This is a genomic window from Streptomyces actuosus, assembly GCF_016921115.1.
Taxonomy (GTDB): Bacteria; Actinomycetota; Actinomycetes; order Streptomycetales; family Streptomycetaceae; genus Streptomyces; species Streptomyces actuosus_A.
Genome location: NZ_JAFFZS010000005.1, coordinates 1 through 26,389, shown reverse-complemented (window position 1 = coordinate 26,389; position 26,389 = coordinate 1). Strand labels below are relative to the sequence as shown.

Here is a 26,389-nt window from a genome sequence, read left to right as displayed (position 1 = left end):
CGGTGTCGGCCGGCGCTCACTGCCGGCCCACGAGGGCAATGACGAGCGGAAGCGTCTGCCGGTCGAAGATCTGGTCCTTGAGCTGGTCACCCACGAAGTTGCCGTTGACCTTCATACCGGGGGTGCCGGGCACTCCCGAGGCCTCGAAGGCCTTCTCGGACGCGGCCACGAAGTCGCGGTACTTCATGCCGTGGACGGCCGCGTCGAACCGCGTGCTGCGCAGGCCCTCGATCTCGGAGGCCGTCTTCAACAGGAACGCGTCGGTGTAGCCGTCGACGGACTCCTCGGGCTGATGGGCGAAGAGCATCTCGTGGTACTCGACGAACCTTCCGGCGTCCAGGGCCGCCCGCAGCGCGTTGGCCGCCTTCTGCGAGCCTTCACCGGCGAGCCGCTCGTCGAGGAACGAGGCGAGCGTGTACTCGACGCGGACCCCGCCGGACAGCACCAGGTCGCGCAGCCCCTCGCCGCCGCCCTGGGTCTCGAACTCCTTGCAGACCGGGCAGCGAAGGTCCTCGTACACGTGCACGACGACCTTCGCCTGCGGGGAGCCGATCCGGACGGTGGTGCCGTCGGGCGCGATCGACTCCGGGATCTCGTGGACGTCCGTGTAGGCCTGAGCCGTGGCGCTCGCGGCCCCGTGGTCCTTCCCCGAGGCGCGCCCGCCGCATCCCGTGGCGAGCATCCCCACCAGTACGGCGGCTGTCGCCGCCACCGCGGCCGTACGGCGGCCCGGTCCCCCTCGCATGGCTTCCCCTCTTCTCCCGTCGGTCCCGCCCGGCTGGCCGGGCGGGACCGACCTTATGCGATCTCTGTGGGCCCGCGGAAGCCGGATTTACCCAGCTCCAGGAGCCGGAACCAGGGTCGGCGCGCAGGCAGCCGTCACCTCGGCAGGCCGCATTCGGCGCCCGCGCTCGCGAGGCACGGGGCAACGGGGCGCGGGGCAACGGGGCACCGATGTCCCGGCAGGACACCCTCGGCCGCTCGGAAGAACCGGGACGGCCCCGCGGGGTTCCGGGGCCTGCGGGACCTGGGGGTCCGAGGGCTACAGGCTGACGCCCACCGTCACCGGCTCGTTGACCAGCGTGATGCCGAAGGCTTCGCGGACGCCGACGACGACCTCGCGGGCCAGGGCGAGCAGGTCCTCGGTCGTGGCCCCGCCGCGGTTGGTCAGCGCGAGGGTGTGCTTCGTGGAGATGCGGGCCCGGCCGGTGCCGTAGCCCTTGGTGAAGCCCGCCTTGTCGATCAGCCAGGCCGCGGAGGTCTTGGTGTGGCCGGTACCCGCGGCGTACGCGGGCGGTTCGGCGTCGGCTCCGAGCCGGTCGTGGACGCGGGCGCGGAACGCGGCGAAGTCGGCGTCCGTGAGGATCGGATTGGTGAAGAAGGAGCCGGCCGACCAGGTGTCGTGGTCCTCCGGGTCCAGGACCATGCCCTTTCCGGCGCGTAGCTTCAGGACCGTCTCGCGCGCGTCGGCGAGCGGGACCCGGTCACCGGGTTCCACGCCGAGCACGCGTGCCGTCTCGGCGTACCTGATCGGCGCCGAGAGGCCGTCCGCGTCCTCCAGGCCGAACCGGACCCGCAGGACGACGTAGCGGTCGGGGTCGGCCTTGAAGCGGCTGTGGCGGTAGGAGAAGACGCATTCGGCGTTGGTGAGGGTGACCGTCCGGTGGGTGCGGCGGTCGTAGGCGATCACCTCGGTGATCGTGGCGGAGACCTCCTGGCCGTACGCCCCCACGTTCTGGATCGGGGTCGCGCCGGCGGAGCCGGGGATGCCGGCCAGGCACTCGATGCCGGCCAGGCCTGCCCGCACGGTACGGGCGACGGCGTCGGTCCAGGCCTCGCCGGCGGCGAGCTCCAGCGTGGTGCCCGTCAGTTCGAAGCCGGTGGTGGCGATGCGCAGGGCGGTGCCGTCGAAGCCCTTGTCGCCGACGACCAGGTTCGAGCCGCCGCCGATGACGAGCAACGGCGTCCCGGCGGCGTCGGCCTCACGGACGACGTCGACGACCTCGGCGTCGGTGGTCGCCGTGATCAGCCGAGTGGCGGGTCCGCCCAGCCGGAAGGTGGTCAGCGGGGCGAGGGGGGCGTCGTGGAGTTCCTGCACGCGCCAAGACTACGAGACGGGGCGTCCGCGGCGGCCTGCGCGGGTGGCCCGCAGCCGCGCAGGTGTCGCCCCACCGGCGCCGCACCGTGCGGCTCGGCGCGGCCGGCCCGTCCGACCCCGGCGCGGCTGCGGGCCCGGACGCAGCCGCGTGTGCTGGTTCGGGCCCGGTGCGGGCGCTCGGCTCCAGCGCGGTGGGCAGGCGCGGATGCGGGCGGAGCGGGCTGATCCGGGTCAGGCGCCGTGGGCGGACGTGGGGACGCGGGTGCCGCCCACCCGCGGTCGGCGGGCGGGCGGCACCGGTGGCCCCGAAGGGACGGCCCGCCGCGTTCGCTTCACTTCAGGCGCCGTACCGCCTCCTCCCACGGCAGGGGAAGCCGGTCGGCCGTCGTCGTCCAGGAGGCGAACCTCACGTCCTTCATCTCGCCGGCCAGGCCCTGCGAGGTCGGTGCGTGGGTGCCGGAGCGGGCGAACGCCTTCAGCGCCTCCGCCGACTCCCAGGCGGACAGCGTCCAGAACGTCCGTTTCAGCGGCTGCGCCCTCAGCGTCGCCCCGTACGCTCCGGGCGCCCGGCCGACCTGCCGCCACACTCCCGCCGTACGCGCCAGGAAGCGGAGCGCTCCCAGGAGGGTGCGCGTCTCGAAGCGGGAGGCGAAGACGTGGACGGCGGCGCCCTGGGGCGGGGTGTTCGGCACGGTCCAGGGAAGAGTGGGCATGTCGGACTCCTGGCTCCTGCAGGTGGGGTCGTGGTCAGTGCGAAGCGGTCTCGAGAGCCGCCTCGGGCGCCCGCGCGTTCTCCGCCGCGGTTCGGCCGCCCGCGCGCCGGGCGGGGATCAGCAGGGCCGCGACACCGGCGAGGGCGACCACGGCGGAGCCGGTGACCAGCGCGGGCCTGAGGCCGTCGACGAAGGCCTGGCCGGACTCGTAGCCGCCCTGTGCCGAGAAGATCGACGACATGATCGCGATGCCGAGTGCGCCGCCGACCTCGCGCAGGGCGTTGTTGGCGCCGGAGGCGATGCCCTGCTCGGCCGGGCGGACACTGGACATGACCAGGTTGGACGCCGGCGCGAAGAACAGGGCCATTCCGATGCCGCTGATGATCAGGCCGGGCAGCTGACCGGCGTAGGAGGTGTCGGTCGCGGCCACGGAGGCCAGGTAGCCGAGGCCGGCCGCCTGGAGGAACAGGCCGGTGGCGACGACGGGGCGACCACCGATGCGGTCGGACAGGATGCCGGCGATCGGCGCGACGAGCATCGGCATACCGGTCCACGGCAGCATCCGCAGGCCCGCCTGGGTGGGCGAGTAGCCGAGGACGCCCTGCATGTACTGGCTGAGCAGGAAGATCGAGCCGAACATGCCGAGGAACATCAGCAGACTCGCCGCGTTGATGCCGGAGAAGGCGCGGGAGCGGAACAGCCGCATCGGCAGCATGGGGTTGGCGGCGCGCGAGCCGTGCAGGACGAAGGCGAGGAGCAGGGCGCCGCCCGCGAACAGGCCGGTCAGCACCAGGGCGCTGGTCCAGCCGTCGGCCGGGCCGCGCACCAGTCCGTAGACGATGCCGAACAGGCCGCCGCTGGCGAGCAGGGTGCCGGGGACGTCGAGCGGTGCGCCGGTGCCGAAGGACTCGGCGAGGCGCAGGCGGGCGAGCGGCAGCAGGGCGATGCCGAGCGGTACGTTCAGCCAGAAGATCCAGTGCCAGGAGATGTGTTCCGTGAGGCTGCCGCCGATCAGGGGCCCCGAGGCGACCGCGAGACCGTTCACCGCGCCCCAGATGCCGTACGCCATGCCGCGTTTGGCCGCGGGGACGGCGGCGGTGAGCAGGGTGAGCGTCAGCGGCATCATCACGGCGGCGCCCACTCCCTGGACCGCGCGGGCGGCGATGAGGGAGCCGATGCCGGGCGCCAGGGCGGCGGCCGCCGAGGCGCCGGTGAAGATGACCAGACCGACCTGGAACAGCCTGCGGCGGCCGAATCGGTCACCGAGGGCCGCTCCGAACATCAGCAGGACGGCGAAGGTGAGCGTGTAGGCGCTCACGGTCCATTCGAGGTCGTCCAGGGCACCGCCGAGATCTTTGCGGATCGAGGGCAGCGCGGTGGTGACGACGAGGTTGTCGAGGGCCGCCATGAATCCGGCGACGCTGGTGATGACGAGGGCCCATGCTGCTCCCCCGCGTGGTGCGGTTCGCTGTGACATCTCTCCCCCAGAGAGCGCTGACAAGGTTGATTAGTTATTGATTACTAACTTTCGGGGGCACAGGAATGCACTCACTCCACACCCCTGCACCACCACCGCTCGCACGGCCGCGGGCCCGCGCCACCGCGCACCCGCCGCCCGCACTACCGTTCCGGCCCGTCCGGCAGCCGGGCCGACGAGTACACCCCTTCCCATACCCGGTGGTCGGGCGGGAAGCCCATCGCCACCAGGCAGTTGATGAGCATGCCGTACGCCATGAAGGTCGTCGTCTCGTCGACGTCCGCCCCCAGCGGCAGATGGACCGTGTCCCACAGCCGCATCCAGCCGGCCCGCACGGCCTCACCGAACTCGCGGTCGCCCTCCGCCTCCGCGGCGCCCACGGCGACGTACATCTGCATCTGCATCATCAGCCGCTCGGGCTGCTCCGCGATGACCGTGGTGTACGCGTTCGCCATGGCATGCAGGGCCTCTTCGCCGTGCAGCCCCTCGGAGGCCTGCCGGAAGGTCCGGATGGTGTCCTCGACGCAGCGTTCGGCCACCGCGAGGAAGATCGCCTTCTTTCCGGGGAAGAGCCGGAAGAGGTACGGCTGCGAGACACCGACCCGCTTGGCGATCGCCTCGGTCGAGGTGCCGTGGTAACCACCTCGCGCGAACTCGGCGGTCGCCGCCCGGACGACACTCTCGCGTCGCTCTTCTGCGCTCATCCTGACCATGAGAGTAAGTTAGTGCTCAATCACTAACTTCGTCAAGGGCATGCACGCACGCAGGGGCGCCCTCCACCGAGGAACGCCCCCTGGCCGCCGCCGGTCACACGTCACCGACGGCAGGCCCGCCGCAGGACCGGCCCGCCTTCCGACCTGCAGGCCTGCGGGTCCGCCGGCCTGCGGTGTGCCGACCTCCGGGTGTGCCGGCCTCACGTTGTGCCGACCTGCTGGTGCGTCGGTCCGGCGGCATGTCGGCTCCAGGCCGGATGGCCGGATGCCCGGATGGCCGGATGACCGGACGCCCTGGCGACCTTCGCGGTCTGCGGGTTGGCGGGCCTGCCGGGACGCCGGGACGCCGGGACGCCGGGACGCCGGCCACGGTTCCTCCGGTCTGCCGGTCTGCCGGTCTGCCGGTCTGCCGGTCTGCCGGTCTGCCGGGACACCCTGCCGCCGGTCCGCCGATCAGGCCAGACGGACGACCGCCCGCGACATCCCCAGCACCTTCTGCCCGCCGCTGGTCACGACGAGGTCCACACGGACGGTGTTGTCGTCGAGCTTGGCCGCGACCTTGCCGCCGACCTCGATCACGGCGCCCTGGTCGTCGTTGGGGACGACGACCGGCTTGGTGAAGCGCACGCCGTACTCGACGACCGCGCCCGGGTCCCCCGTCCAGTCGGTGACGACCCGGATCGCCTCGGCCATGGTGAACATGCCGTGGGCGATGACGTCCGGGAGGCCGACCCCCTTGGCGAACTTCTCGTTCCAGTGGATGGGGTTGAAGTCCCCGGAGGCGCCCGCGTACTGGACGAGCGTGGCACGCGTCACGGGAAAGGACCGGACGGGCAGTTCCGTGCCGACCTCGACCTCGTCGTAAGCGATTTTCGCGGTCATGTGGTCCTCAGTCCTGCCCTTCACCGGAGTCCGCCGCGCGGGCGACCAGCTTCGTCCAAGCGGTCACGACGTGCTCGCCGGCCTCGTCGTGGACCTCTCCGCGAACGTCCAGGATGTCGTTGCCGGCCATCGACTTGATCGCCTCGATGGTGGAGGTGACGGTGAGCCGGTCCCCCGCGCGCACCGGGCGGGTGTACGCGAACTTCTGGTCGCCGTGCACCACACGGCTGTAGTCCAGGCCGAGCTGCGGGTCCTGGACGACCGCACCGGCCGCCTTGAAGGTGATCGCGAAGACGAAGGTCGGCGGGGCCACGACGTCGGGGTGGCCGAGCGCCTTGGCGGCCTCCGGGTCCGTGTACGCCGGGTTGGCGTCCCCCACCGCTTCCGCGAACTCACGGATCTTCTCGCGCCCCACCTCGTAGGGCTCGGTGGGCGGGTAGCTCCGCCCGACGAAGGACTGGTCGAGCGCCATGGCCCGGCACCTCCTGGTGTCTGCTGTGGATGACCGGCGGACGACTTGGCCGCCTGCCCGAACCGGTGGGTAACCGGCACGGAAACGACACGAGGCCGCCCCCCGACTGCGGGGGCGGCCTCGTGTACGAGCCTGGATCAGCGCGTTTCGCGGTGCGCGGTGTGCGCGTTGCAACGCGGGCAGTGCTTCTTCATTTCGAGCCGGTCGGGGTTGTTCCGCCGGTTCTTCTTGGTGATGTAGTTCCGCTCCTTGCACTCCACGCAGGCCAGCGTGATCTTCGGGCGGACGTCGGTGGCAGCCACGTGAGTGCTCCTTGACGAACGGGTAGGCTATTAACGCAAAAAGAGTAGCCGATCGACGGACCGACCCGGCAATCGGCTACTGTGAGTAGCGGTGACCGGACTTGAACCGGTGACACAGCGATTATGAGCCGCTTGCTCTACCGACTGAGCTACACCGCTGCGGATCGATCGGTTCCCACCTTGCGGCGGGAACCTCTCTCACCAGAGCCCCAAAACGGAATCGAACCGTTGACCTTCTCCTTACCATGGAGACGCTCTGCCGACTGAGCTATTGGGGCGAGCGATGAAGACATTACACGGTCGCCCGCCGTTCGCCCAAATCCGTATCCCGCGCCCTCGCCGGCGGCACCGCAGAGCCTTCTCACGGGCCCCGACCGCGCCATCCGAACGGCGGACCACACCGGTACGACTATTGCGCTCCTCCGCTACGGGGGCGGGCGTCCGCCCTAGGCTCGAAGCCTGTGCGATCTTGCACCGCAGCCCGGTCCGGAACCCGACCGCGCGGGCGTGCCGGGCACGATCCGAGCACCCGACGGCAACTGGACGACACCCGGACGGCGACCGGACCACGACCGGACGTCATCCCGAACGACAGGCCCGAGCCCCTGGAGCGCGATGCCCGACAGTCAGCAGCAGCCGCCCCACGCGACGCCGCCGCCCTCGGGCCCGGCCCACCCCTCTCCCCTGTTGCTGAGCGGGGCGCGGCTCACCGACGGCCGGCGGGTGGACGTACGACTGGGCGCAGGGCGCATCGTGGCGGTGGGCACCGCCGGGAGCCTGACCGCCGGAGGCGCCCGCGGCGGCACCCGCCTGGACCTCAGCGGCTTCCTGCTCCTGCCGGCGCCGGCGGAACCGCACGCCCACGCCGACACCGCGCTGTCGGCGGACCTCGGCGGACCGGTCCCGTACGACGCGCACGACGTCCAGCGCCGGGCCACCGAGGCCGCCCTGCTCCAACTCGGGCACGGCGCGACCGCTCAGCGCGCGCACGTGCGCGTGGGCGACGTGCAGGGACTCGGCGCACTGGCCGCGGTCCTGCAGGCGCGGCGGGCGCTGCGCGGACTGGTGGAGCTGTCGACGGTGGCGATGCCCCGTGTGCTGACCGGGGCGGCGGGGGCCGACGGACTCGCCATGCTGCGGGACGCGATGAAGATGGGCGCCTCCGTGGTGGGCGGCTGCCCGGACCTGGACCCGGACCCCACCGGTTACGTCGAGGCCGTCCTGGCGGTCGCCTCCGAGCACGGCTGCCCCGTCGACCTGCACACCGACGCCGCAGATCCGGCACGCCTCGCGCGCGTGGCCGCGATGTCCGGCGGCCTGCGGCCCGGTGTGACCATCGGACCGTGCGGCGGCCTGGACCGGCTGCCCGCGGACATCGCCGGACGCACCGCCGACCAGCTGGCCGCCGCAGGCGTCTCCGTGGTGTGCCTGCCGCAGGGCGGCTGCGGGAGCGCGGAAGAGCGGGACACGGCGCCCGTACGGCTCCTGCGCGCTGCGGGCGTGCACCTGGCGGCGGGCAGCGGTGCCCTGCGGGACGCCGGCAACCCCGTGGGCCGCGGTGATCCCCTGGAGGCCGCGTACCTGCTCGCCTCACGCGAGAAACTCCGCCCCGAGGACGCCTACGACACCGTCAGCTCCGCCGCGCGCGCCGCGATCGGCCTGCCCGAGGTGCGCGTGGAGGCGGGTTTCCCTGCCGAACTGCTGGCGGTGCGGGGCGACCGGCTCTCCGGCGCGCTGTCCCTGGCGTACAGCCGGATCGTGATCCACCGGGGGCGTGTGGTGGCACGCACCAGCGCGGTCAGGGAATTCTGCGACTCGGCCGTGGCGGTGGAGCTGGGCCTGCCGCGACAGGGGCGCAAGGAGCTGTCCTGACGGCGCACGGATCGCCGCGCGCCGTCCCCCCGCGCTACGGGCACGGCCGTGTGCGGGCCGCCCCCCGCGCCGTGCACGGCGCGCATACGGCGGTGCAGTAACGCGGGTGCCGGGGGCGCGGCGGGTGCCGGGGGCGCGGGGGCGCCAGTCGTGCAGTGACAGCGCGTGAGCCGTTGTGCGAGGCGTGGTACCGGCGCACGGCAGCGCCCACGCCCGGCGGAGAGGCGGAGGGGTGGGCGCCCGGCGTACTGCGGGAGGGCGGAAGAGCGGGAAGAACCGGCGCGTCGAGGTCGAACGGACGGCGCACGGCAGACCGAGAGCGCCGTTCCACGCGCCGTGCACGACTCGGGAGCGCGCTGTCGGCATCGTGCGGCGGATGCGACGCCACGGGCGTACGGTCGAAGGCATGCGCATTGTCATCGCTGGTGGTCATGGTCAGATCGCGCTGCGGCTGGAGCGCCTGCTCGCCGCGCGCGGGGACGAGGTCGCAGGGCTGATCCGCAAGGCCGAACAGGGCGCCGACCTCCGCGCAGCCGGCGCCGAACCGGTCCTGCTGGACCTGGAGTCGGCGTCCGTCGAGGAGGTCGCGGCGTATCTGCAGGGTGCGGACGCGGCCGTCTTCGCCGCGGGTGCGGGTCCGGGCAGCGGGATCGCGCGCAAGGACACGGTCGACAAGGGCGCGGCCGTGCTGTTCGCGGACGCGGCGGTCCGGGCGGGCGTGCGGCGCTTCGTGGTCGTGTCGTCGATGGGTGCGGACGCCCGGCACCAGGGCGACGAGGTGTTCGACGTGTACCTGCGGGCGAAGGGCGAGGCCGACGACCATGTGCGTGGCCTGGACCTGGACTGGACGATCCTGCGCCCCGGTTCCCTCACGAACGACGCCGGCACCGGGCTGGTCCGCCTGGAGGCCCGCACCGGCCGCGGCCCGATCCCCCGCGACGACGTGGCCGCCGTCCTCACCGAGCTCGTCGACAGCACGGCCACAGCCGGACTGACCCTGGAGCTGGTCAGCGGCTCGACTCCGGTCTCGGTGGCGGTGAAGTCGGTGGCGGGGAACTGACCCTGACGGATCGACGGCTCTGAGGGGCCCGCCCGCCGCCCAGCCCCGAGGAGCACCTGGCCGCCAGGGCAGCTTGCGACACGGGCCCGTCCGACCGCCGCCCCGTCGACCCCACAGACCGACGGCCCGCCGCCCCGCCACCCCGTCGGACCACCGGACCGCCGGAAGGGGCGGCCAGGGACTTGCGGAACGATGTGTCAGTCCGATCTCGGCTGCATCGTGCCCGGTCGGGCGGGCCTGCCCCGAACGGGCACAGGACGTCGGCACTCCGCTCCCCCGGGGTCGGGCGGGACGTGCCGGGCGAAGCCCGGGTCGCTCGCGGTGACGCCGGCTCGCGAAGGCAGCGCTCTCCCGGAAGCCGGCGAGCAGCGAACGGGGCGGCTGGGCACCGGGCGGTCTGCCCCGGTGCGCCAGTCGTGTACCCCTGCGCGCGCGGCGCCCGGCCCGCCGCGCGGATGTGCCGTGACCTCCTTAGCATCCCAACGTGGCACACACCTTCGACGAGCTCGTGGAGAAGCAGCGTGCGGCGAACGAGGCGCACGCGCGCGTGTTGGAGCTGCGCGACGCCTTCGGCGCCCCGACGGCGTCGGCCTGGGCCGACGAGCAGCACGGCACGTACGAAACCGCCTGGCGCGCCTGGCGCGACCTCGCGCGGGAGGCACAGGCGTCGGTCACCGAGTACGCCAAGAGCGAGGGCAAGCCGCGCAACGAGGTCGAGGCGGAGGTGAAGAAGATCGCCCAGGAGCCCCCCACCGGCGAGGCGTGACGCCGGCTCGACGCCGACGCGGCACCCCACGACCCGGCGACGGCCGTCGAGCGGCGCTGCGCTCTCCCCGGACCGAATCCCCGGGGCAAGGACCCGACAGGACCACACGGCCGAACCCACCAGAACCACACGGCGGAACCCACCGGACGAACCGGAGCAAGAACCGGGGACAGCCCTCAGCGCCCGCCCGGGGCCCGGCCGCCCACCCGCCTGCCTGTCTTGGGCACGGAGCGGCGTCACCCGCCTTGCGGGCGGTTGCTCAGCTCACAGCAGTGTCTCCCCGACGTCCACATCATCGGAAGACGGCTCCCCTTCACCGTCGAGCCGGTCGACCAGGAGCATCGCCACGTCGTCCGCCAGGTCGCCCTGGGTGTGGCGGAGCAACGCCCGGTGCAGTTGTTCCAGGAATTCCGGCGGTACGGGATCGGAACCCATTCCCTCCACGGCCTTCGGCAGATCGAAGAACTCACCGGCGGGATCACGGGCCTCAATCACCCCGTCGGTGTACAGGAGCAGACGGTCGCCCGGGAGAAAGGGATAGCTCTCGGATTTCGGCGGAGGGCCGGTCGCGAGATCTTCCAATCCGACCGGCGGCAAAGGCGAGGTGGGCATCAGCGGCGTCGCCTTGCCCTCGTGCAACAGCAGCGGCGGCGGGTGCCCACGATTGACGAGCTGCACCACGGGCTCGTCCGGAATCTGCGCGATGAGCACGGTGGTGAACCCTTCCATCCGAACTTCCTCATCGAAGGCGCCCTGCACCACGACTTCCCTGCGCAGAGCAGCCGAGCAGCGGTTCATGACCTCCACCAGCTCGGATTCGTAGTGCACGGCCTCCCGGAAGGCACCCACCGCAACCGCGACGGCTCGCACCGCGACCAAACCCTTGCCGCGGACGTCTCCCACGATCATCCGGACGCCGTACCGGGTCTGCACCGCCTCGTACAGATCCCCGCCCACCTGCGCGCCCGTCCCGGCCGCAAGGCCCAGACTTGCCGCGCGCACCGGGCCCAGCCGCGCGGGTACGGGCCGCAGCACCACGTCCTGGGCTGCCACGGCGATCCGACGCACCTGGTCGAGTTCTCTCCGCCGACGCGTCTGCATGGCTGTGCTGGTGATGAAGCTGGCCGTGGAAACCAGGGCCAAGGCCAGGAAGTTGGTATAGACCTGCAAGGTGCCCCAGGCATCGTTATGAGTGGCCGTGGTCACGCTGATCGCCAGAGCCAGACCCGCCGCCGCAGCGGTCCCGCCGGGGCCCAGGGTCACCGCCGCGAGCGCCGGGATCGCGGTGAGGAAGGGGCCGGTGTAGATGAAATGGGCCGGCGTGAGCTCGATGACCAGCACGGCCAGCCCGATCAGGAAGGGCACACACTGCATCAACACCAAGAGGACCCGGCCGTGCCTGCCCGCTCCCGGCCATGAGGTCGACCACAAGCGCGCCTGCATGCATTCAGCATGCCTTGCAGAGGCTCAGACCTCCACTCACCCCTCGCGCCGCACCTCCCCCGCCCGCCCCTCAAGACACTCGAGCAGCAAGGCGGCACACCCGATCACCCCGGCAGTCGCCACGCACAGCGAAAGCCGACATTAAGCATGCAGGGCAATTCGATTCGGACGGGCCGGTCCAGACGAACAGGACCTGGACGAAAAGGAGCGCAGAACGACCACCTCCGCGAGGCGGCCCCTCCTCCCGAGACGACGGAGAGGAGTCCTTTCACCAACCGCCCCACCCCGACAGCCCATCAAACAGCGAAACAGCTCCGGGACCGATGTCGGCACTCCCCGCGCACGCACCTATGCCAGTCGCAGCATCCTCGACAGCGACGACCAGACCTTTTCGCCGACAATCAGCGGGCCGCCGTGCGCCACCTCAAGAAGCCGGCCACGTCCGCCACGAGAAGCACGAGCACGGCACGCTGTCCGGTTCACGCCGGAACACCCGCAACCCGCTGGGTTCGCAGCTGCACGCCGACCGAGGCCGAACAGATCCAGCACCCACCACGACGCCCGAGGGCAACGCTTCGATCGCGGTTCCCCGGTCCGGCGCCGGACCGGACGGCCGCCTCTTCACTCACAGCCCACCCTGCGCACCAAGGCGGAACAAACTGTACCTATATGGCCAGATCATCTTCAACCACAACAGCCCCACATCGCCCCGAGAACGACGAAAGGGTCCGCGTCCAGCGTTTTCGCTGGTCACGGACCCTTTCGGTCGTGTGGCGGCGCCAGGATTCGAACCTGGGAAGGCTGAGCCGGCAGATTTACAGTCCGCGCGACGATCACGCCGTGGCCTGTGCATATCCACCTTTGGAGGACCCACTGCCCCACACGTGCCCCATGGGCTACCCGACGGCCGGAGGAAGCGTGACCCATCCCCGCTACGCTGGTACGCACCACGTCAGAACGGAGAGTGCTCCGCGGATGGGACCGAAGACGACCAAGGTCTACGAGACGCTTCGCGCGCGACTCGCGGCAGGTGAGTACGCCCCCGGCGACAAATTCCCCTCGGAACGCACGCTTGTGGAAGAACTCGGCATCGGCCGGACAGCCCTACGGCAGGTGCTCGCCCGCCTCGTCTCAGAGGGACTGCTGGAGGTCCGGGGACGGAGTTCGTACCGGGTACCGGGCGCGGTGAGCGTTGAGCGGCCCGAAGGGCTGGAGCCCTGGCGAATCCATGGCGAGCGCGACGTCTACGACAACCGATGGGTCAAACTCCAGCTCTGGGACGTGGAGCCGCCGGGAGTGAAGCGGTTCGAACACCACGTCGTGAAGCTTCACCATGTAGCGATCACAGCCGTCATTGATGATCAGGACCGCGTCCTGATGATGTGGCGGTACCGCTTCGTACCGAAGCAATTCGGCTGGGAGCTGCCGGGCGGCATCGTCGACCAGGGGGAAGACCCTGCGGACACGGCGATGCGGGAGACCATCGAGGAGACGGGGTGGCGTCCCAGATCGCTGGAACACGTCGTGAGCTATCAGCCCATGGTCGGCATGGTCGACTCACCGCACGAGATCTTCGTGGGACACGGCGCTGAGAAGGTCGGTGCGCCGAGCGACCCGGAGGAGTCCGGTCACATCGAGTGGGTACCTCTGGCAGACATCCCCGGGCTCATGGCCCGGGGTGAGCTACTGGGCTCCGGAACCCTGGTCGCACTGCTCCACATCCTGGCGGCTCGACGCACTCAGGGACTCACAACCGCGCACTGAGCAGGTCGACGCGACGGCGCTGCCGGACCGAACCGGTCCGGCTCGCCAACAGTCGGGCCTGCCGCAGGTGCGTGCTGGCCTCGTCGTACTCGGCTCGCGTGAGGTGCGCCTGGGCCAGGTCGGCGTGCAGCCCACTCCGGGCGCGCACGAAGGTCGGGTCCATCACTTCGAGCGCGCTGTAGAGGCTGGTGACCGCCGACTCTTCCCCGAGCAGGGCGAGCACATTGCCCTGCCACCGGGCCAGATGCGCGCCGTTCAGGAAGATGCTCAGCATGTCCGGGTCACGGTCCTCGGGGCCCGACGGGACGACGGCCATGGCCGAGTCCAGTGCACGCCGGCAGTCTTCGGGCATCCCAGCATGAGCGCACATCTCGGCCTCTGCGGCGTACAGCCATGCCCGGAGTCGGGCGGAACCGGCTTGCCCAACAGTGCGCTGAGCATCCCGCACGAGGTCGACGGCGAGCGCCGGCCGTCCCGCTTCGCAGAGGACGTACGCCTGTTCGCCCATGGCGTGGGCCAGGTACATGGGCTCTTCAGCATCGCGCGCCGCACGCTTGGCAAGCTCGTAGTGCCGCCACGCCCGCTCGACGGCCCCCGAGTCGATTGCCTGCCATGCCGCAAGAGTTGAGGCGCCCGCGAGCGCAAGGGCCACGGGGCGACGGGCAGCAGGCAGCACCGCGAAGTTGAGCGCGTCTTCGAGGGCGGACAGATGGCCGGACATCTGATCGACCAGGGCTGCGGCGCCTCTCTGGCGGTCCATGGTCCGCAGTAGCTCAGTCTGGTCGTTGAACATCTTCACCATGGACTCGCTGACGCTGCTGGCCGAATCGATCCGGCTCAGTAGGTCGTCGTAGCCGTCGGCGGTCGGCGCCACCGGGGCCGGACCGGAATCCCGCAGCTCCTCATCCGTTACGCCGAGAAGCTGCCGCAGGACGCGCGCGTACCGGTCAGAGATGGTGCGCTTGCCGTTCTCCCACTCGGACACGTACACCCGCAGACTCGCGGTTGACGCAACGTCCGTGAGGTTCCGTCGGGCGAACTGCTCGATCTCGCGAACCAACCGCTCCTGCGACCACCCGCGCGCCGTCCGCGCACTCCGAAGTCCCGCACTCACGGGCCCACCTCCCGGCGTTGGTTCCCCTCGCACCACCTTGCCAGGATGACGAACATTGCCGCAGGTCAACAGGGGTTAACAGGCCGGAAGTTAAGCCCTGTTGGCTACCGGCGGCCCTGCCTCCAGAGGTCTTCTGGAGATGCACCGCGGCGGCTCGACCGCCACCGAATCAGCGAACCACCTTGACACTGGTGCGCACCAGATGCACTCTACTGGTGCGCACCAGATTGCAGGCTGGTTCTGGAATCCCGGTGTGCAGGTAGCGCCTGGAGGGCCCCGTGAAACGGGTTCGAAGGAAGCGCCGGCTGATTGAGAACTGCATATGCGGGCCCCGTCTCCCCGAGTCGAAAAGACGGACCGCGCGGCATGAAGCCGCGCCTCAAGTCCCTGCGAACGCGGGAGGTCGGTGTGTACCGACGACATATCCAGGCGCCGCCGGTACGGACCGGCCGGCGGTGCCACGCAGTAGCCCGGTCCGTTCTCGTTCGCAGCACCGCTGCTGCGGCCGACTGCCTCTCTCGCCCGTCCGTCCCGCGCTCTGCGTGCGGGCGTACGGGCGGGAGCGTGGGGAGTCGGTGGCCCCGTTGACCGCTCTGGTCGCGGGACCGGCTCTTGTCCTCTCCATCGACACGAGGAGACACAGGTATGCGCAGGCTGACCAACCCCAAGCACCCGAACGTCGACCAGGTCGGTACCGACGTGCAGTACGAGGGCGAGACGCACCGGATCACGGACGTGGGCGGGAGCTTCTTCCAGATCGTCCGTCTGCGGGACGGCTACGGGCAGAACGTCCTGATCGACGACGTCAACGACAGCCAGTAGCAGCACTCCCCCGCGCGCACGGCGCGGGGTGCCATCGCAACGGCGCGCGCCCCCGGAGTTGCAGCTCCGGGGGCGCTGTTCGGGCCGTACACCCCTGGAAGGAATCGCGACCCAATGGATCACATCGTGACTGTTCAGGACGCTGTTACCGCGTTCGCCGACTTCATGGAGCCGACGGATGCGGAGCTGGACGCGATCGAGCAGGAGATGCCCGTCATCCTGGCGGAGGTCGACCTGCTGGACGTGCAGATCAAGGCCTTGGACCGGCCGGTGAACGAGGTGGACGCCCGCCGGATCCGCAGGGCGCGCAACCGGGCCTTGGCCGCGTGGCGGGACCTGGCCAACCGTACGGCCGGCGCGAGTGCGCCCGGTGGTGCGGCATGAAGGCCAGGACCGTACTGCCCGCCGTCACGATGACGGCGGTCTCCATGGTGCTCACCCTGGCCGTGGTGGTGATGTGGCTGGGCACCGCGATGCCGTGGCCCGTCGCCCTGGTCGTCGGACTGGGCATCGACGGCGGGTGGCTGGCCACCCTGGCCTACGAGCGCAGGCTGGCCGCGCAGGGGGACCACAGCCGCGCGGTGACCGCCGTCGGCTGGTCGTTCGGGGCAGTCGCCACGGGCGTGCTGGTCGCGCACGCGCTGATGGCCGACCACTCGCGCGGCGCGTGGCTGGCCGTGGCGTGGCTCCCGGTCGCGGCGAAGGCGTTGTGGCTGGTGCATGGCCTGTGGGAGCGCACCGCGCTCACCCCGGCCGCGCTGGACGCCATCGCGGGAATCCAGCAGGAGGCCCGCGACGAAGCGGCCGTGGCCCGTGCCCGGCTGCGCGCCGATGCTTGCACCGAGGAGACCCGGCTGACGGCCGTGACGGCGGCTGGCGCGCGCGTCGCACGTGTCCAGGCCAGGACCGCCGCCACCCTCGCCGACGCGTGGTCGACGCTGGAGACGACACGGCGGGGTGAGGACACCGGCAGGGCGCTGACCAGCGTGACGGCCCGCGTCACGCCCGACGTCACGGCCGCGTGGGAGCTGCCGGTGTGGGGGCCGTCAGAGCCCGTCGCACTCCGTGCAGGCGACGGCAACGCCCTCTCGAACGCCGCCCTCGACGCGCTGGTCGAGGAGATCCGGCACAGCGAGACGCCCGCCCTGTCCTACCGCGAGATGGCCATCCGCTTCCGCGCGGCCGGCCACTCCGCCTCCGAGGTGCGTCTGCGCGCCGCGTGGAAGCGCGTCGTGGTCTACCCCTCCCGCTCCGCACCGTGACCTACTGAGGAGTCCTCACCCATGGGCAAGCCCGACACCCGCAGTATCGACCGCGAGATCAGCAAGGCGAACCGCAAGCTCGAAGCGGTCCGCCGGGGCGAGATGTGGCCCCTGAACAGCTTTGAGCGGCGCACGGTCCTCGGCGCGCTCGCCGGGGGTTCGTACCGGGTCCTGCGCGGCAAGAGCACCACCCGGCAGGAGAACCGGCTGGAGTCCGTTTCCGAGCAGGCCATCACCCGGCTGACGGCCGAGATCACCGCCCTGCACATCGAGCGTCAGCGCATCGTGCGCGAGTACGCCGCCGCCAAGGCCGCCAAGAAGGCCAGGAAGTCGTCGGGGTGGTGGTGAGCATGACCGGTCGCTGCCCTGCCGCCCACCCGGAAGACCCCACAGCCTGCGTCGGTCCGGTCGTGGTGACCGTGCTGGACGCGGTCAACGCCGGGGCCGACGGGTGCGAGCACCACGGCGCCCGGCTGCTGGCCTCCCTCGCTGGCGGACGCGTCTACGCCCTGCCCGATGCCCCGCAAGGCGCCGCCATCCGCGTCTTCAAGGCGTCCGCCGGTATCCGCCCGTTCTGCTGGGTCGACGGCCCGCGCACCGAGCCGTCCCAGTTCAGCGCCATCGAGAACCGGGCCCGTCAGGGCCGCTGACCTGCACCGGGGTGGCCATCCCTGCCACGGACCCGGCCACCCCGGCCCACTCCCTCCACTCCCGCCCCCTTGTTGGGGGCAGTCAGGAGCACTCCCAGCATGTCCGAGAACGTCGTTCGCTTGCACAAGAACCCCGACCCTCCCGCCGACATCGCCGATGAGGCGACCGTGACCACGTTGACCGTGGTCCCCGATCCCGCCCCGGCCAAGCCGGTGCCGCTGTGGGTGCGCTCTGGCCGTGCGGTGAAGAACGCCATCACGCACGAGCGGACCCGCACCGCCACGCGTGCCGCCGCCCGGCACGGCCTCTACACCATCAACGGCGGCCGGATCGTGGCCCGCCGGACCTGGGACGGCCGCACCGGGTCCCGCTACGAGCGGATGATCCGTGCGGCCGAAGCCGCCGGGAACCTGGAAGCGGCCGAGGAGTGGGAGGAGCGCCTTCAGCGCTTCCGTGCCGCCCGCCACCACCGCCGCATGGACCTCCTGCACTCCCCCGTGGAGGCCGCCAAGGGCGTGGTCGTCGGTGCCGGGATGAGCATCGGTGTGCTGGTAGCCCTCGGCGTCGTTATGGCCCTTAACAGCGGCCACGTCGGCGACGTGATCACCCCGTTGTCGGCGACCATCGACTTCATCGCTCTGCTGATCCGGATCGTGCGGATCGTGTGGGGACCGGCCCTCACGATCGGCCCGTTCCTGGCGCTGCTGGCCCTGTGGTCGGTCGGCCGCAAGCAGCAGGCAGCACCCACCTGGGCCCTGCCCGCGAACGTGCGGTCGAGTGAGGGGGAGCCGATCACCCCCTCGATCGTGGTCAAGGCCCTGCGCGACCTCGGCGTCCCCGCCCTGCGCAACGCCATCAAGGAAATGGGCGACGCCGGTGCCTCCATGCTCGGACCGATCCGGATCGCCGGATGCGGGGTGGAGGTCGACGTGGCCCTTCCCTCCGGGGTGTCCACGGTCGAGGTGCAGAACCGGCGCCGGAAGCTGGCCGAGAACCTGACCCGGCACGAGCACGAGGTGTTCATCACCATCCCGACCGCCGCCCGCACCGTGCGGCTGTGGATCGCCGACTCCGGCGCGCTGGACGAGCCGATCGGCCCGTCCCCGCTCGTGGTCGACGACACGATGACTGCCGACTACGCCAAGGGCCGCGCACCCTGGGGTCAGGACCTGCGCGGCGACGCCGCCGCGCTGAGCCTGTATCAGCGGCACCTGCTCATCACGGGGCTTTCGAACCAGGGCAAGACCGTCGCCCTGCGCTCCCTGGCCCTGTGGCTGGCGCTGGACAAGTCGGTGCAGTTCCTCATGGGCGACCTCAAGGGCGTGGGCGACTGGGCCATGTTCGACGGACTCGCCACCACCCTGATCCAGGGACCGACCGACGAGCACGTGATCCAGGTGACCGAGATGGTCGAGGGCGCGGTGGACGAGATGAACCGCCGCATCCAGGCCCCGGCCGGCACGACGTTTCCGCCGCTGATCGTACTGGTCGACGAGGCGCAGGTGGCGTTCATGTGCCCGGCCAAGGACGAGGACAAGCGCCCCTACGGTGGCTCGAAGGCCAACTCCCGGTACTTCATGGCCGTCCGGAAGATCCACAACCAGGGTCGGGCCGTGAACGTGCTCATGTGGCAGGGCACCCAGGACCCCACCAACGAGAACCTGCCCAAGCTGGTCCGCGAGGGCGCCCACACCCGCGCCTCACTCGCCCTGGGAACCGAGTCGCAGGCCCGCATGGCCCTCGGGGACAAGGCCGTGGACGGTGGGGCGGCGCCGAACCTGCTGCGGCCTGGCCTGGACCGGGGCACCCTGGTCGTCGCCTCCGACGGCATCACCATCCCCGCCGGGCAGTCCTCCCTCACGGTGCGCACGCACTACATCGACGACGACGCCGCCGAAGCCCTCACCGACCGGGCCAAGGCCCTGCGCGACGGCGTCACCACCCTGCACACCATCGAACGGGGCGAGGAACACGATCCGCTCGCCGACATCGCCGCCGTCATCGGCGACGCGCCCCGCGTGCGGACCAAGGACGTACTGGCGCGGCTGGCCACGCGGAACGCGGACGCCTACGGCGGCTGGTCGTTCATCGACCTCAAGCGCGTCCTGGACGACGTCGGCGCGGAGCCGTACAAGTCCGACGGCGTGATGGTCGTCGCCCGCGACCGCGTCGCCCAAGCGCTCGCCAACCGCGACACCGAGGGTTCCGCTTCGGCCGACCGGTGACAGGGAGCCGACCCCCGAACGGTCAGGGAGGCAGGGAGAACTCCCTGACCGCCTCCCTGGGCCACCTCCCTGACCCTGACCTGCACAAATGATCGTCCAGGGAGTCAGGGAGGCACGCACGCCAGACCCCCCGAACACCCCTCCACACGACACCCCGAAGGGGGTGCCGCTGCCTCCCTGACCAACGTTCGGAAGGGATTCCGCATGCACCCCGAACACACCCACCAACCGCCCGCACGGCGGGCCGTGGAAGTCCACCAGCCCACCCCGATCCCACCCACCGCCACCGCCCCGGCGTCGGTCGTGCCGGTGCAGCCCGGCAGCGTTCCGGCGGTGGCGAGCATCGTCCTGCCCGACGGCCGGGTCGTCACCGGCTACGCCATCGAACCGGCCCGCCCGGAACCGGTGGTCGCCAAGCCGGCCGTGTCCCGGACGGCCGTGAACGTCGCCCTTGGTGGCGTCGGCTTCCTTGCCGTGTGCGCAGGGCTGCTTCTGCTCACCTCGTTCATCGCCGCACTCACCGCGTTCGTCACCCAGCTCATCACCCTGGCCACGGTCATCTTCGGCGGATGGATCGCCGTGCAGATCCTCAGCACGACCGGCCGCCAGGGCGGCGGGACCACGGTCAACATCCGCAGGGCCGTCTTCAAGCGCAACCACTTCCACGGCTAGCCAGGTCACGGGCGACCTGGTTGGTGGTTCACGTGGTCAGGAGCTGTTCCTGTCCCTGTTGGGCAGGGATGTCGGCCTGTGGCGTGCGGTGCATGTTCCAGTGCTGTGCCAGCCATCGACGATGGTCCGGAGTCAGCCTGACCCCGAGCGGCTTTCCCTGAAGCCGGGCGTACTCGGGGTACGCGGCCAGTTCACCCGAGACGTCCAGGAGGCCCGTCCGTGGGTCGACGGCGATCAGACCCAGGTCGAACAGGCGGTGCAGGTCGCGACGCAGCAGCAGGCCACCGCGGGCGTGGTGCTCACCGGAGTCGGCGTAGCTGTAGAGGTGGGCGGCTTCCAGGGCAGCTCCCGGGGCGGGCCCGGTGAAGGCGCACGTCTGGCCCTGCTCGTCCAGCAGCCGCTTGCGGAAGGCGGCCTGTCCGACCCGCACTCGCACGGTGGCCTGTCGGTGCCCACCCGCGATGCGCTGTTGTGTGGTCTCCGCGATGGTGATCGTTGTCGGTGCTCCGGTCGCGGCGATGGCTGCGCTCAGCTTCTCCCACCGCAGCGGGCGAAGGCTCAGCTGTGACTTGGGGGCATCGCACAGCGACCGGAGGACGGAACCGGGCAGCAGGCCCGACATGTCCACCCAGGCCGCGTCGTGGCGGGAGCGGTAGGTCTTCACCGTCTTGCGATGGGTGACCACCTCATCGAACTGGGCCGCGCAGTCCCAGCACAGATAGGTGGGCTTCTTGACCTTGCGCGGCTTGAAGCTCGCCTTGCCGCACTCGGGACACGTGTAGGTGTTCTTGACCGCCTGTCCCGTCTCGATGACCTCGATGACCGAGACGCCCAACAGCGACTTCTTGTCCCACAGGGCGATCACATCGCCCACCGCCAACGCCGCGTGATTGGGCACCGTGTCGTCCCAGCTGTAGTGCCGCGACGGCTCGTCGTCGTAGCCGTCGTTGCTGCCGTGGGTGCGATCGTCCCCCACCGCCAGCACCAGCCACGCGTTCGTCATCGACTCCCCCTCGCCCACGTCCCGACAGCCACGGGCGGCCGCCTCTCCGCAAAAAGACCGCGGCCGCCCACCGTCCAGAACCACTTCCAGAACTGGAGCTCACAGCATGACGCACCCCACCGACATCCCGCGAACCGACAACTCCCCGCTCCACGCCGGACCGGAGAGGACCGCATGAACGGCCACGCGCTGCCGCTGCGGCGCCCCAACGGGCGGCGCCTGCTGGACCTGTGCTGCGGGGCGGGCGGGCTATCCATGGGCTACTACCTCGCCGGCTTCGACGTGGTCGGGGTCGACATCCATCCGCAGCCCAACTACCCCTTCACCTTCGTCCAAGCCGACGGCCTGGACTACGCAGCGCAGCACGGCCACGCCTTCGACCTGGTCCACGGTTCCTGGCCCTGCGAGCGCTACGCCGCCGTCACCAGGTGGCGCGGCAACCCCGAGTCGCACCCAGACCTGATCGGTTCGGGGCGCCAAGTTATGCAGGCGACCGGCCGACCGTGGGTGCTGGAGAACGTCCCCGAGACCGCCGCCGCCGGGCTGCTGCGCCCGGACTACCTGCTCTGCGGGACCCAGTTCGGCCTCAAGGTCCGCCGTCACCGGGTCTTCGAGACGTCGTGGGGCGGGGGCGGGGACCTGGTCCCACCCTGCTGGCACCACAAAGGCCTGCTCGCGTTCGCCCACAAGGCAGAGCGCGCCTACGCAGACGCCATGGGCTGCACCTGGATGACCAACCTCGAAGCCCGCAAGGCCGTCCCCCCGGCCTACACCCACTGGATCGCCGCCCAGTTCCTCACCCTCGAAGGGAGCGCCGCTGCATGAGCAAGACGCCGTACCCCCTGCACACCGCACTGAGCCTCGCGGCGTCCGGCGTGCCCGTGCTGCCCCTGCGCCGGGGCAAGGTGCCGTTCGGCAACTGCACGACGTGCGCGGGCAACTCGTGCGGCGGCCGACCGAACATGAAGACCCCCGGCCCCTGCCACTGCCCCGGCGTATGCCATGCCTGGGCCGCGGCCACCACCGACCCGTCCCTCATCGCCTCGCCCCCGTGGGTCGCGGCCTGGCGGCAAGCGGTCTGCGTCGGCTACCACCCCGGCGGCGCCGGGCTGACCGTGGTCGACCTGGACGACGCGGACGCCATCGCCTGGGCCCGTACCACCCTGCCCGCCACGCGGACCGTGCAGACGACGCGCGGGGAGCACTGGATCTACCGGGGCGCCATGCGGTCGGCGAACGCCGTGCGCCCCGGAGTCGATGTCAAGTCGCGCATGCAGTACGCCCGCTGGCTGGGCCACGGCACCGGCCCGATGACCGCGCTGCCGTCGGCCGTGCGCGCGCTGGTCGAGAAGGAAGACACCACCCCCGCCCGCGCAGGGGTGGTGTCTTCCCCCAGCACCCCATGGGACCGGCACGCCGCCACCGGGTGCCGACACACCGAGCGCTTCGTGCGTACCGGCCTGGAACGCGGGCTCACCCTCGTACGGTCCCGGACCGAATCCGGCGCCGGATCACAGGCGTTCGGCGCGGCACGCTTCCTCGCCGTCCAGCACACCGCATGCCCCGGCCCCTGTGCCTTGGAGGCACTCGGGGAAGAGATCGTGGCCGCCGCCGTCTCCGTGGGCGTCCCGGAGACCTACGCCCGCCGCGCGGTCGCCAACGGCCTCCAGGCGCCCTCAGGGCGGGCGGCATGAACAAACCAACACGGAATCCCGTAAACGGTCCTCAGGGCGCCGTACAGGGTCCGCCACAGCCGTCCGTGGGCGAAGCGAAGGTCGCCGCCCGCAAGGGCGTCCTTTCTGTCCTTCGCCCTGACCCGCGCCGTGCCGACGGCCGGTACCCCGTCGCGTGGCTGACCATCAGCGCCCCCAACGGTGCCACCCCCACCGCATCCTCACGGTGCGAGTGCGGATGGAACCGCCGGGCGTTCGGCCGCGCCCGCGTCCTGGCCCTGATCGCCGACCACACCGCACACCGAGACGCCTGCCCGCTCCGCAGCCCCCAGGAACGGAGGGATGCCGCGTGATGGACCGCCCCGCCCCCGAGACCGAGGAACTCCCCGCGCCGTCCCATCCAATGGCCGTCGCCCGCCGCCTGCTGCCCGACTGGCAGACCGAGGACGGACAGCTCATCTACCGGCGCTGGCGTGCGTCCTGGATGCGCTGGAACGGAACCTGCTGGCGCGAGATCGACGAAGCCCAGGTCCGCAAGGCCATGTACGAGCGCCTTGAGCACGCCGTCTACCAGGTAGCCGTCAAGGACGGAGAGACCGAGGAACGCCACTGGGCCCCCACCAAACCGAAAATCAGCAACCTGCTGGACGCCCTCGGAGCCATCACCCTCCTGCCGACCGACACCGACGCGCCCGCGTGGCTCCACGACGCCGACGCGTGCGAGCCGGACGGCGGCCCGATCGTGGCGTGCACCAACGGCCTGCTCCGCATCCGTGACCGCGCGCTGCTGCCGCACACCCCCGACTTCTTCAACCTCGTGTCCGTCCCCTTCGCCTACGACCCCAACGCCACCGCGCCGACCTGGGAAGGGTTCCTGTCCCAGCTCTGGCCCAATGACCCCGACTCCATCCGCGCAGTACAGGAATGGTTCGGATACGTCCTGTCCGGCCGTACAGACCAGCAGAAGATCCTGCTCATGGTCGGCCCCACCCGGTCCGGTAAGGGCACCATCGCGCGCGTACTGAAAGCGCTGGTCGGCAAGGAGAACCTCGCCGGCCCGACCCTCGCCGGACTCGGCACCAACTTCGGGCTGTCCACCCTGGTCGGCAAGCCCCTCGGAGTCATCTCCGACGCCCGCCTCTCCGGCAACGACAACACGCAGGTCGTAGAACGGCTGCTGACCATTTCCGGCGAGGACACCATCGACATCGACCGCAAGTACCGCGAGCCCTGGACCGGCAAGCTCCCCACCCGGCTGGTGATCCTGTCCAACGAGCTGCCGCACTTCGGCGACTCCTCAGGCGTCATCGCCAAGCGGTTCATCCTGCTCAGCATGCGCACGTCGTGGCTGGGAAAGGAAGACACCACCCTGACCGACCGGCTCACCGCCGAGATGCCCGGCATCCTGAACTGGTCGCTGGAAGGGCTCGCCCGTCTCCAGCACAGCGGACGGATCACCGAACCGACGTCCAGCCGCGAAGCCATCACCACCATGCAGGACACCGCCTCACCCACCAGCGCGTTCGTCCGTGAGCGCTGCACCACCGGGCCCACGTGCACCATCCCCGTAGATGCGCTGTGGATGGTCTGGCGGGAGTGGGCCGAGGACAACGGCGTCCGCCCCGGGACCAAACAGGTCTTCGGCCGCAACCTGCTCTCCGTCGTCCCCCGGCTCAACCGCACGCGCCCCCGCGACGCCTACGGCCGGCAGGTCGCCACGTACAGCGGGATCACGCTCACCGCGTCCGAACCACATCTGCCTGAGTCGTGACTCACCGCGACTCAAACGCCGCGTACCCGCCTCTGAGTCGCGGTGAGTCGCGACTCAGAGCAATGTCACTCCAACTCACTCAGCACCGGACCACGCCTTCCCCAAGGAGTGAAATGGCCCGCCCCCGGATGCTCAAGCTCCCCGAAGTCCTCACCGAGATCGGCATGAGCCGCGCTGCCTTCTACCGCATGCGCGCACGCGGGCAGGCGCCGCGGCTGGTGAAGCTGCCCAACGGTCACCTGCGGGTGCGCCGCGACGACCTGGACGACTGGCTCAGCAGCCTGGACACGCCCACCTACTGATCACACCGCCTCACCGATACAGCCCCAGGGGCCCGGCTCACGCCGGGCCCCTTTCGCAGGAAGGCCCCCGATGGGGAAGACGTACGACGTTCGGATCTGGTCTGTCCGACAGCGCAAGGACCGTGGCCAGTCCTCCGCAGAATTGCGCTGGAAGACGGGCGAGACTCCGCACTCCCAGACGTTCGGCACCAAGACGCTGGCGGAGGGCCGACGCGCTGAGCTACTGCGAGCCGCACACGCCGGCGAGCCGTTCGACGAGTCGACCGGGGTACCACTCTCTGAGCTGCGGCAGCGCAACGACGTGAGTTGGTACCGGCACGCCCGCGAGTACATCGAGATGAAGTGGCAGCACTCCCCCGGCTCCACTCGCCGGACGCTCGCTGAAGCCATGGCCACGGTCACGCCCGCTCTCATCAGGGACACCAAGGGCATGGCCGACGCCCAGACGGTACGGACGGCACTCTATAGCTGGGCATTCAATGTGAGCCGCCGTGACCAGGAACCGCCGGACGACGTGGCCGCCGTGCTGGACTGGTTCGAACAGAAGTCCCTGCCCACGTCCGCGCTGGCCGACCGCATGCAGGTACGAGCCGCCCTGGACGCACTGACCAAGAAGCTGGACGGCACGACAGCATCCGCGTCGACCATCCGCCGGAAGCGGGCCATCTTCCACAACGCACTCGGCTACGCCGTCGACGCCGGCCGTCTGACGGACAACCCTCTGCCGCAGGTGCAGTGGAAAGCTCCGGAGCAGGTAGCGGAGGAACTGGACCCCGCCTCAGTGCCAGACCCCCGGCAGGCTCTCGCGCTGCTCGATGCCGTGCGCAGGCAGAGCGCCCGCGGGCGGCGCCTGGTCGCGTTCTTCGGCTGCATGTACTACGCGGCGGCGCGGCCGGCGGAAGTCATCGGTCTCCGCCTCCAGGACTGTGCCCTGCCCCGTCGTGGGTGGGGCACTCTGCGGCTCCGAGAGACCCGTCCGCGCTCGGGTTCGGCCTGGACGGACAGCGGGGAGGCACACGACCGGAGAGGGCTCAAGCACCGGCCCCGGAAAGCCGTCCGCACCGTGCCGATCCCGCCCGATCTCGTGAACCTGCTGCGGTGGCACGTCACGGCTTACGGCGTCGCCCCCGACGGACGGCTGTTCCGGACGCAGCGCGGCGGGCTCATCCAGGACACCGGATACGGAGAGGTGTGGGCGGAAGCCCGGAGTAATTGTCAATAGTTGTGGACCGGTTGAGCGATCAGATCAGTCAAGCCGGCGCCTTGCACGCTCAGCTCTCCGCCAGATCACCGCCATTCCGAGCGCCAGGACGCTCACGGCGACGACCACGA

Annotated in this window: 27 protein-coding genes and 3 tRNA genes; 16 read left to right on the top strand and 14 right to left on the bottom strand. The window is 70.9% G+C overall.

Going from position 1 to position 26,389, the window contains the following annotated elements; translation table 11 throughout:
- Window positions 1-16: 16 nt before the first annotated feature.
- The 10 genes from JS756_RS08585 to JS756_RS08540 all read right to left on the bottom strand — a co-directional run bounded on the left by JS756_RS08585 (window position 17) and on the right by JS756_RS08540 (window position 6,935).
- Window positions 17-745: a DsbA family protein gene (locus tag JS756_RS08585; RefSeq protein WP_205382412.1), complete on the bottom strand. Its 729-nt coding sequence runs from the start codon at window positions 743-745 to the stop codon at window positions 17-19.
- Window positions 746-1,042: 297 nt separating this feature from the next.
- Window positions 1,043-2,098 carry a UDP-N-acetylmuramate dehydrogenase gene (locus tag JS756_RS08580; protein ID WP_205382411.1) on the bottom strand — a complete coding sequence of 352 codons (1,056 nt, stop codon included), beginning with the start codon at window positions 2,096-2,098 and terminating at the stop codon, window positions 1,043-1,045.
- A gap of 332 nt (window positions 2,099-2,430) precedes the next feature.
- A complete protein-coding gene (locus tag JS756_RS08575; RefSeq protein ID WP_205382410.1) occupies window positions 2,431-2,811 on the bottom strand; it encodes a DUF3291 domain-containing protein in 381 nt (126 codons plus the stop codon).
- Window positions 2,812-2,845: 34 nt separating this feature from the next.
- Entirely contained in the window at window positions 2,846-4,288 is a 1,443-nt protein-coding gene (locus JS756_RS08570) for a DHA2 family efflux MFS transporter permease subunit (protein ID WP_205382409.1), read from the bottom strand.
- A 143-nt stretch (window positions 4,289-4,431) separates the two neighbouring features.
- On the bottom strand, window positions 4,432-5,001 hold the full coding sequence (locus JS756_RS08565; RefSeq protein ID WP_205382408.1) for a TetR/AcrR family transcriptional regulator: 570 nt from the start codon (window positions 4,999-5,001) through the stop codon (window positions 4,432-4,434).
- Between the two features lie 453 nt (window positions 5,002-5,454).
- Window positions 5,455-5,883 (bottom strand): MaoC family dehydratase, encoded by a 429-nt coding sequence (locus JS756_RS08560; protein WP_205382407.1) that lies wholly within the window; start codon window positions 5,881-5,883, stop codon window positions 5,455-5,457.
- Window positions 5,884-5,890: 7 nt separating this feature from the next.
- Window positions 5,891-6,355 carry a MaoC family dehydratase N-terminal domain-containing protein gene (locus JS756_RS08555; protein ID WP_205382406.1) on the bottom strand — a complete coding sequence of 155 codons (465 nt, stop codon included), beginning with the start codon at window positions 6,353-6,355 and terminating at the stop codon, window positions 5,891-5,893.
- 137 nt (window positions 6,356-6,492) lie between these two features.
- Window positions 6,493-6,657 (bottom strand): 50S ribosomal protein L33, encoded by a 165-nt coding sequence (gene rpmG, locus JS756_RS08550; protein WP_003948671.1) that lies wholly within the window; start codon window positions 6,655-6,657, stop codon window positions 6,493-6,495.
- Window positions 6,658-6,743: 86 nt separating this feature from the next.
- Window positions 6,744-6,816 (bottom strand) — tRNA-Met (locus JS756_RS08545).
- Between the two features lie 46 nt (window positions 6,817-6,862).
- Window positions 6,863-6,935: transfer RNA gene (locus tag JS756_RS08540), tRNA-Thr, on the bottom strand.
- 337 nt (window positions 6,936-7,272) lie between these two features.
- Here JS756_RS08540 and JS756_RS08535 point away from each other — a divergent pair.
- From JS756_RS08535 to JS756_RS08525, 3 genes are all read left to right on the top strand, one after another.
- Window positions 7,273-8,529, top strand: coding sequence for an amidohydrolase family protein (locus JS756_RS08535; protein WP_205382405.1), 1,257 nt, complete (start codon window positions 7,273-7,275; stop codon window positions 8,527-8,529).
- Between the two features lie 406 nt (window positions 8,530-8,935).
- The gene (locus tag JS756_RS08530; protein WP_205382404.1) at window positions 8,936-9,589 is read left to right on the top strand and encodes an SDR family oxidoreductase; all 654 of its coding nucleotides are present in this window, start codon (window positions 8,936-8,938) and stop codon (window positions 9,587-9,589) included.
- 484 nt (window positions 9,590-10,073) lie between these two features.
- On the top strand, window positions 10,074-10,355 hold the full coding sequence (locus JS756_RS08525) for a hypothetical protein (protein ID WP_205382403.1): 282 nt from the start codon (window positions 10,074-10,076) through the stop codon (window positions 10,353-10,355).
- A gap of 264 nt (window positions 10,356-10,619) precedes the next feature.
- Here JS756_RS08525 and JS756_RS08520 read toward each other — a convergent pair whose 3' ends face one another.
- A complete protein-coding gene (locus JS756_RS08520; RefSeq protein ID WP_240203501.1) occupies window positions 10,620-11,729 on the bottom strand; it encodes a PP2C family protein-serine/threonine phosphatase in 1,110 nt (369 codons plus the stop codon).
- A gap of 840 nt (window positions 11,730-12,569) precedes the next feature.
- A tRNA-OTHER gene (locus JS756_RS08515) sits at window positions 12,570-12,676 on the bottom strand.
- A gap of 97 nt (window positions 12,677-12,773) precedes the next feature.
- On the opposite strand from JS756_RS08515, the gene JS756_RS08510 reads away from it, so the two are divergent.
- The gene (locus tag JS756_RS08510; RefSeq protein ID WP_205382401.1) at window positions 12,774-13,562 is read left to right on the top strand and encodes an NUDIX domain-containing protein; all 789 of its coding nucleotides are present in this window, start codon (window positions 12,774-12,776) and stop codon (window positions 13,560-13,562) included.
- On the opposite strand, the gene JS756_RS08505 is transcribed toward JS756_RS08510, so the two are convergent.
- Window positions 13,546-14,553, bottom strand: a complete 1,008-nt coding sequence (locus JS756_RS08505) for an NsdA family TPR-like regulatory protein (RefSeq protein WP_205382649.1) — start codon at window positions 14,551-14,553, stop codon at window positions 13,546-13,548. The genes JS756_RS08510 and JS756_RS08505 overlap by 17 nt on opposite strands.
- Window positions 14,554-15,321: 768 nt before the next feature.
- On the opposite strand from JS756_RS08505, the gene JS756_RS08500 reads away from it, so the two are divergent.
- From JS756_RS08500 to JS756_RS08470, 7 genes are all read left to right on the top strand, one after another.
- A complete protein-coding gene (locus tag JS756_RS08500; RefSeq protein ID WP_205382400.1) occupies window positions 15,322-15,498 on the top strand; it encodes a single stranded DNA-binding domain-containing protein in 177 nt (58 codons plus the stop codon).
- Window positions 15,499-15,612: 114 nt separating this feature from the next.
- Complete coding sequence (locus JS756_RS08495) at window positions 15,613-15,882, top strand: DUF6284 family protein (protein ID WP_205382399.1); 270 nt, start codon at window positions 15,613-15,615, stop codon at window positions 15,880-15,882.
- Window positions 15,879-16,760, top strand: a complete 882-nt coding sequence (locus tag JS756_RS08490; protein ID WP_205382398.1) for a protein spdB — start codon at window positions 15,879-15,881, stop codon at window positions 16,758-16,760. The genes JS756_RS08495 and JS756_RS08490 overlap by 4 nt, the downstream gene beginning before the upstream one ends.
- Window positions 16,761-16,781: 21 nt before the next feature.
- Window positions 16,782-17,108 carry a hypothetical protein gene (locus tag JS756_RS08485; RefSeq protein WP_205382397.1) on the top strand — a complete coding sequence of 109 codons (327 nt, stop codon included), beginning with the start codon at window positions 16,782-16,784 and terminating at the stop codon, window positions 17,106-17,108.
- Between the two features lie 2 nt (window positions 17,109-17,110).
- On the top strand, window positions 17,111-17,410 hold the full coding sequence (locus JS756_RS08480) for a hypothetical protein (protein ID WP_205382396.1): 300 nt from the start codon (window positions 17,111-17,113) through the stop codon (window positions 17,408-17,410).
- Between the two features lie 99 nt (window positions 17,411-17,509).
- Complete coding sequence (locus JS756_RS08475) at window positions 17,510-19,636, top strand: FtsK/SpoIIIE domain-containing protein (protein WP_205382395.1); 2,127 nt, start codon at window positions 17,510-17,512, stop codon at window positions 19,634-19,636.
- A gap of 204 nt (window positions 19,637-19,840) precedes the next feature.
- On the top strand, window positions 19,841-20,308 hold the full coding sequence (locus JS756_RS08470; protein WP_205382394.1) for a hypothetical protein: 468 nt from the start codon (window positions 19,841-19,843) through the stop codon (window positions 20,306-20,308).
- 28 nt (window positions 20,309-20,336) lie between these two features.
- Here the strand turns inward: JS756_RS08470 and JS756_RS08465 are convergent, their stop codons facing one another.
- The gene (locus JS756_RS08465; RefSeq protein ID WP_205382393.1) at window positions 20,337-21,311 is read right to left on the bottom strand and encodes an HNH endonuclease; all 975 of its coding nucleotides are present in this window, start codon (window positions 21,309-21,311) and stop codon (window positions 20,337-20,339) included.
- A gap of 174 nt (window positions 21,312-21,485) precedes the next feature.
- Between JS756_RS08465 and JS756_RS08460 the strand changes: the two genes are divergently transcribed.
- The 5 genes from JS756_RS08460 (at window position 21,486) to JS756_RS08440 (ending at window position 26,279) form a co-directional block, all read left to right on the top strand.
- Window positions 21,486-22,136 (top strand): class I SAM-dependent methyltransferase, encoded by a 651-nt coding sequence (locus JS756_RS08460; RefSeq protein WP_205382392.1) that lies wholly within the window; start codon window positions 21,486-21,488, stop codon window positions 22,134-22,136.
- Entirely contained in the window at window positions 22,133-23,005 is an 873-nt protein-coding gene (locus tag JS756_RS08455) for a bifunctional DNA primase/polymerase (protein WP_205382391.1), read from the top strand. The genes JS756_RS08460 and JS756_RS08455 overlap by 4 nt, the downstream gene beginning before the upstream one ends.
- Before the next feature lie 331 nt (window positions 23,006-23,336).
- The gene (locus tag JS756_RS08450; protein WP_240203488.1) at window positions 23,337-24,755 is read left to right on the top strand and encodes a DNA primase family protein; all 1,419 of its coding nucleotides are present in this window, start codon (window positions 23,337-23,339) and stop codon (window positions 24,753-24,755) included.
- A 113-nt stretch (window positions 24,756-24,868) separates the two neighbouring features.
- A complete protein-coding gene (locus JS756_RS08445; RefSeq protein WP_205382390.1) occupies window positions 24,869-25,057 on the top strand; it encodes a helix-turn-helix transcriptional regulator in 189 nt (62 codons plus the stop codon).
- Between the two features lie 70 nt (window positions 25,058-25,127).
- Window positions 25,128-26,279 carry a tyrosine-type recombinase/integrase gene (locus tag JS756_RS08440; RefSeq protein WP_240203487.1) on the top strand — a complete coding sequence of 384 codons (1,152 nt, stop codon included), beginning with the start codon at window positions 25,128-25,130 and terminating at the stop codon, window positions 26,277-26,279.
- Window positions 26,280-26,389: the final 110 nt, after the last annotated feature.

What these genes read in the sequence shown, in the direction of transcription:
- JS756_RS08585 (WP_205382412.1), bottom strand. Translation starts at nt 745, where the DNA reads ATGCGAGGGGGACCGGGCCGCCGTACGGCCGCGGTGGCGGCGACAGCC.
- JS756_RS08575 (WP_205382410.1), bottom strand. Translation starts at nt 2,811, where the DNA reads ATGCCCACTCTTCCCTGGACCGTGCCGAACACCCCGCCCCAGGGCGCC.
- JS756_RS08570 (WP_205382409.1), bottom strand. Translation starts at nt 4,288, where the DNA reads ATGTCACAGCGAACCGCACCACGCGGGGGAGCAGCATGGGCCCTCGTC.
- JS756_RS08565 (WP_205382408.1), bottom strand. Translation starts at nt 5,001, where the DNA reads ATGGTCAGGATGAGCGCAGAAGAGCGACGCGAGAGTGTCGTCCGGGCG.
- JS756_RS08560 (WP_205382407.1), bottom strand. Translation starts at nt 5,883, where the DNA reads ATGACCGCGAAAATCGCTTACGACGAGGTCGAGGTCGGCACGGAACTG.
- JS756_RS08555 (WP_205382406.1), bottom strand. Translation starts at nt 6,355, where the DNA reads ATGGCGCTCGACCAGTCCTTCGTCGGGCGGAGCTACCCGCCCACCGAG.
- JS756_RS08535 (WP_205382405.1), top strand. Translation starts at nt 7,273, where the DNA reads ATGCCCGACAGTCAGCAGCAGCCGCCCCACGCGACGCCGCCGCCCTCG.
- JS756_RS08530 (WP_205382404.1), top strand. Translation starts at nt 8,936, where the DNA reads ATGCGCATTGTCATCGCTGGTGGTCATGGTCAGATCGCGCTGCGGCTG.
- JS756_RS08520 (WP_240203501.1), bottom strand. Translation starts at nt 11,729, where the DNA reads ATGCAGTGTGTGCCCTTCCTGATCGGGCTGGCCGTGCTGGTCATCGAG.
- JS756_RS08510 (WP_205382401.1), top strand. Translation starts at nt 12,774, where the DNA reads ATGGGACCGAAGACGACCAAGGTCTACGAGACGCTTCGCGCGCGACTC.
- JS756_RS08500 (WP_205382400.1), top strand. Translation starts at nt 15,322, where the DNA reads ATGCGCAGGCTGACCAACCCCAAGCACCCGAACGTCGACCAGGTCGGT.
- JS756_RS08495 (WP_205382399.1), top strand. Translation starts at nt 15,613, where the DNA reads ATGGATCACATCGTGACTGTTCAGGACGCTGTTACCGCGTTCGCCGAC.
- JS756_RS08490 (WP_205382398.1), top strand. Translation starts at nt 15,879, where the DNA reads ATGAAGGCCAGGACCGTACTGCCCGCCGTCACGATGACGGCGGTCTCC.
- JS756_RS08485 (WP_205382397.1), top strand. Translation starts at nt 16,782, where the DNA reads ATGGGCAAGCCCGACACCCGCAGTATCGACCGCGAGATCAGCAAGGCG.
- JS756_RS08480 (WP_205382396.1), top strand. Translation starts at nt 17,111, where the DNA reads ATGACCGGTCGCTGCCCTGCCGCCCACCCGGAAGACCCCACAGCCTGC.
- JS756_RS08475 (WP_205382395.1), top strand. Translation starts at nt 17,510, where the DNA reads ATGTCCGAGAACGTCGTTCGCTTGCACAAGAACCCCGACCCTCCCGCC.
- JS756_RS08470 (WP_205382394.1), top strand. Translation starts at nt 19,841, where the DNA reads ATGCACCCCGAACACACCCACCAACCGCCCGCACGGCGGGCCGTGGAA.
- JS756_RS08465 (WP_205382393.1), bottom strand. Translation starts at nt 21,311, where the DNA reads ATGACGAACGCGTGGCTGGTGCTGGCGGTGGGGGACGATCGCACCCAC.
- JS756_RS08460 (WP_205382392.1), top strand. Translation starts at nt 21,486, where the DNA reads ATGAACGGCCACGCGCTGCCGCTGCGGCGCCCCAACGGGCGGCGCCTG.
- JS756_RS08455 (WP_205382391.1), top strand. Translation starts at nt 22,133, where the DNA reads ATGAGCAAGACGCCGTACCCCCTGCACACCGCACTGAGCCTCGCGGCG.
- JS756_RS08450 (WP_240203488.1), top strand. Translation starts at nt 23,337, where the DNA reads ATGGACCGCCCCGCCCCCGAGACCGAGGAACTCCCCGCGCCGTCCCAT.
- JS756_RS08445 (WP_205382390.1), top strand. Translation starts at nt 24,869, where the DNA reads ATGGCCCGCCCCCGGATGCTCAAGCTCCCCGAAGTCCTCACCGAGATC.
- JS756_RS08440 (WP_240203487.1), top strand. Translation starts at nt 25,128, where the DNA reads ATGGGGAAGACGTACGACGTTCGGATCTGGTCTGTCCGACAGCGCAAG.